At 70.4% G+C, this 4,091-nt stretch carries 5 protein-coding genes and 1 pseudogene; 1 reads left to right on the forward strand and 5 read right to left on the reverse strand.

Going from position 1 to position 4,091, the window contains the following annotated elements; all coding sequences use genetic code 11:
* Positions 1–199 precede the first annotated feature (199 nt).
* From ACFV0G_RS36380 to ACFV0G_RS36400, 5 genes and pseudogenes are all read right to left on the reverse strand, one after another.
* On the reverse strand, positions 200–1,321 hold the full coding sequence (locus ACFV0G_RS36380; protein ID WP_380557161.1) for an IS630 family transposase: 1,122 nt from the start codon (positions 1,319–1,321) through the stop codon (positions 200–202).
* Positions 1,322–1,401: 80 nt separating this feature from the next.
* Positions 1,402–1,716, reverse strand: coding sequence for a hypothetical protein (locus ACFV0G_RS36385; protein ID WP_380557163.1), 315 nt, complete (start codon positions 1,714–1,716; stop codon positions 1,402–1,404).
* A gap of 69 nt (positions 1,717–1,785) precedes the next feature.
* A pseudogene (locus tag ACFV0G_RS36390) lies at positions 1,786–1,932 on the reverse strand (transposase); the annotation flags it as partial.
* Between the two features lie 346 nt (positions 1,933–2,278).
* The gene (locus ACFV0G_RS36395; RefSeq protein ID WP_380557165.1) at positions 2,279–2,542 is read right to left on the reverse strand and encodes a hypothetical protein; all 264 of its coding nucleotides are present in this window, start codon (positions 2,540–2,542) and stop codon (positions 2,279–2,281) included.
* Positions 2,539–2,727 (reverse strand): hypothetical protein, encoded by a 189-nt coding sequence (locus tag ACFV0G_RS36400; RefSeq protein ID WP_380557167.1) that lies wholly within the window; start codon positions 2,725–2,727, stop codon positions 2,539–2,541. The genes ACFV0G_RS36395 and ACFV0G_RS36400 overlap by 4 nt, the downstream gene beginning before the upstream one ends.
* Before the next feature lie 83 nt (positions 2,728–2,810).
* Here ACFV0G_RS36400 and ACFV0G_RS36405 point away from each other — a divergent pair, with 83 nt between their 5' ends.
* On the forward strand, positions 2,811–3,419 hold the full coding sequence (locus ACFV0G_RS36405; RefSeq protein ID WP_380557169.1) for a hypothetical protein: 609 nt from the start codon (positions 2,811–2,813) through the stop codon (positions 3,417–3,419).
* Positions 3,420–4,091 lie beyond the last annotated feature (672 nt).

The raw sequence follows: 4,091 nt of genomic DNA on the forward strand, positions 1-4,091 counted from the left end.
CTCAACGCCTTCGAGATCGCCTTCGACGGCCGACTCTCCATCGGCCGCCGCTAACTCAACCCACCCGAGTTACACCGTTCAATGGACAGACCCTGCCGATAGGGGAGGGCCGCCTCGGCAGTGCGCCTGGCCGTGAGTACGGCGCCTCGAGAGATCCGGAGAGCGCTAGTGCCGTGACCGCATAGGTTCGCCGGTTTGGTCAGGCTGCCGCGGGGAGTGGGCGTCCGCCCCAACGGATGCCCTTCTCGCTGCGGACGCGGGCGCGTTCGCGAAGTTGGGCGGCCAGGACATCGGGGTGGCGGGCGTGGATGTTGCGCCAGCGCAGGTAGGCATGCAGTGCTCGGGTCTGTGCGGTGTGGTTGCGGTGGTTCGAGTTCGCGATGGTGAACTGCCGCAACGGCCCGAAGTGGGCCTCGATGGGGTTCGCCCAAGACGCATAGGTCGGGGTGAAGCACAGCTCGACGCGGTTCTTCTTCGCCCAGCGCCGGATCTTTTCGCCCTTGTGGGCGGAGAGGTTGTCCAAGATGACGTAGATCGGGGCGCCGTCCGGGCGGGCCGCGCGGATCGACCTGAGCGCGGCCAGCGTGTTGCCGGCGCCCTTCTTGCGGCGGTTCATGCCCCAGAGCGTGTCGTCGCCGACCGAGTAGCAGCCGTGGAAGTACCGCACCCCGTGAGTGCGGTGATAGGTCGCGGGATGCCGCTCGGGGCGACCGGCCGGAGCCCAGCCGGAGCCGCCGGTGGGGCGGATGCCGAGTGGCCCGAACTCGTCGAACGCGAAGACGCGGTCGGGGAAGCGGTCCAGGACGTGCTCGATGCGGTCGAGCTTGGCGTCGCGCTCGGGATCGGGCGACTCCTTCCAGGTCTTGGTCCGCTGGAAAGTGACGCCGCGGCGGACGAGCAGGCAACGTAACGCCTCGCGGCCGATCCGGATCACGCGGCCGTGAACGCGGCGCAGGTAGGCGGCGAGTTTGCGGATCGACCAGCGGGTGAAGGGCTGGCCGAGCTTGGTCGGGCGGGTGGTGGCCGTCGCGACGACGAAGTCCTCGTCGTCAGGACTGAGCAGGCGGGGACGGCCTCCCGCCCACCGAGGGTCCAGGCAGGCCAGGCCGATCTCGTTGAACCGGTGGATCACATCCCGGACGGTGTCCTCGTCAGCCTGCACCAGCTGGGCGATCACCGGGACCCGGTTCCCGCCGGCCGAGGCCAGCAGCATCATCGCCCGCCGGAACCGCACCGAACTGGTACCGCCCCGGCGCACGATCTGCTGCAGCTTTTGCCCCTCCTGGTCGGTCAACCTGCGCACGCGGACAGGCTCGGCCACCACACCTCCAACGGCCGGAACGGACGTCACCGCACATCCAACCGCCTCGACTCGGTCCGCGAACCTTCCTGATTGGCGGGCTACTTCCCGCGCAGACTCCCGATTTCGGCGGCCAGCACCACCATGTCGCGCACGTGCGTGTAATACCTCGTCGCGTACTCGTCGTCGATCTCCGGGAGCACCCTTGCGAACACCGCCGTCAGCCGGATCAAGCCCTTGGCGCGCTGCTGGTCGAGCAGGCCGTTGAGAACGCCCTGGGCGTAGCCGTAGGCGTCTGCATCGAGCATCACCATGTCCTCGTCCTCGATCTCCAGGCCGCGGAAGCGAGGCGGGAACGGCATGGCCATGTGCTCGGCCATCATCTGCGAGAGCGCGTTGAGCCTCTCATCGAACATGCGCCCGATCCTGCCGGATCACACCCGGTGAACCAATGCGGTCACAGCACTAGAGATCGTCTTCAAAGATCAGATCCAGAGCAGGATCGAGGCGATGGTGACGGCGGCCTGGTAGGACTCGCGGGTCTTGTCGTAGCGGGTGGCCAGGCCGCGCCATTGCTTGAGGCGGTTGAAGCATCGTTCGACGACATTGCGGAGCCGGTAGATCCGCCGGTCGAAGCCGGGTGGCCGGCCGCCGAGCCGACCTCGGTTGAGTCGGCCGAGGGGGTCCCACGCGGGGAAGTCCGGGGGCATCGCCCGCCAGGTGATGCCGCCCCGCATTGCTTTTACTCGTGACACGAGGCAACCGCATCCAGACCCAGTGCGGCACCGGGTGACTCACAGAGTGGCCCGTCGACATCATGAGTCGGGCCGCCCGTCGACATGCCGGCTACCTCGAGGACCGAGCACAACAGGCGAAAGCCTGCAGCTGCGATACCACCCGGGTGGCCCCCCTTCGAGGGGCCACCCCCGTCACGGCTCACACCACCGTGACCGACCCCGAGACGCAGGCGGCCGTCGCTCACAGGCTGGCCGTCGTCGGATTGCAGGCGCATCCGTCCGCGGTGCACTGGCACAGCATTTCCTCCACCAGCAACTGCGTCTCGGTGCGGAAGCCGCCGGGGCAGGCATGGTGGGCGCCGAGCTGGCACTCCGCGGTAACGTACCGACCGCCGAGCCGAAGGTCGAGGTTCACGATCAGGTCGGTCTCCGCCCGGTGTGGCGGCCAGGCGCCCTCCGGCACGTGGCGCGGGTCCGGGCGCGTCAGGTGCTGTTGCACGGTCATGAGGTTTCCCTGTGTCGTTCGCAGGCGACGACGGGCCAGCCGAGCAGGGCGCCGGGCTCGGCCGGTTCGGTGTAGACGTGGCCGTCCGGGTGGAGGGGGCCCTGGCAGCCAGTCGGGCCGCGGTGGCAGGCTCGGCCGTGCAGTTGGTCCTCGGTCAGGCTCTCGCCGGACGGGGGGACGGTCATCGCGTGCCTCCGATTCCTATCTCCGCGCGGCCGATTGGCTGCGCCAGCGGATCCGGGCCTGCGAGTCGGCATCGGGCGCCCGCATGCTGCCCCCGACCGGGTTCCGCGACGAACCCAACTACTCGGGCATCCCCAGCCAGCGCGCTTGTGCTGTGCCTGCCGAGGACGGCCTCGTCGTCACACAGGTCGGCCGCGGCCGCTACGTCAGCTCCCACGAGGAGCGATCGCTCCTCGCCGGTAGGCGGCGCGTCACCGGGCAGAGCCTGCCCACCGAGGCGCCCCCGGCCGAGCAGGGTATGCGCGGGCACTGGGCCGGCGAGTCGACCGCCGTCCGGACCGACCAACGGGTCGCAGCCTGGCTCGGAACCGCCTCCGGCGCCCCGGTCGTGCGCTCCAGCTACGCCTACCGGGCTGGCGGAGCGCTCATCGCCTTGCCGGAGGCCAGCCCGCGAGGCCGAACCGGCGCCGCCGACCAGATCGGGCTCGAAAGTATCGACGTCGGCATTCCGGCCGAGTGTGACTTCGTCCGGGCGGCCACGTGCGCCGTAGTCGTCCCGCCCGGCATTTCCCCGGGTATCGCCATTGGAAGCACCCACTGCGACCAGGTAACCGGCCAAGCCGCGGAGACCGCCGATGCCGTCTTCACCGCCGGCCAGCGGGGCGCCGAGCACGGCCGCCGCCCGACCATTTGACAGGACGACAAACCGCCCCCGTTCGGCCGGAGCCGGGCGGGGGCGGTGCGGTAGGGGCCGGAGTCTGAGCGGTGTGGCTTCGTGCCGGGGAACATGCCGGGATGGAGTGGGTTCGGCCGTGACCGCCGCGCCTTCGATGCGCGGGCATGCGGCGCTCGGGCCTGCAGCCGCGGCTGCGGGGTGCGGCGCCCGGTATGGCCGGGGCGGCAGCCCGAGCAGGGCCGTCGCTCGCCTCAGGGAGGCGCTGGCGTCACGCATGTCGACCCCTTTCGGTCGGGCATGGCCAGGGTGGCACCAGTGCCGCCGTAGTCGGGCAGTTAGCCGCGGACAGTGGGCCCAAGGACCCAGTATTGCGGGCCCCTCGCCGTGGAAGGTCGATGCGGACAAGGCCCATGACAGTCCCGGGCTGAGAGATGGCGTCGCCGGGAGCGGATCCTGCACAGGATCGCCCGTGGGGCATCGAGTCCAGCCAGGCTCTTGGCCGACGCCGGTGGGTCGGTGAGGGCCGCTACGGGCGCTGGCCACCGACGCACGGGGACCCGGGTGCGTGCCGACCGCTGGCGAGGCGCCGGTGACGACCGGTTCGCTGCAGGCCGCGTCGGCCGGTTCGAGCGCCTGGGTCCGGGTGGGCGGCCGCGAGAGGAGAGACGCAAACCTCGGCGAACTCCCGCC

It is taken from the genome of Kitasatospora sp. NPDC059571, from assembly GCF_042735675.1.
Classification (GTDB): domain Bacteria; phylum Actinomycetota; class Actinomycetes; order Streptomycetales; family Streptomycetaceae; genus Kitasatospora.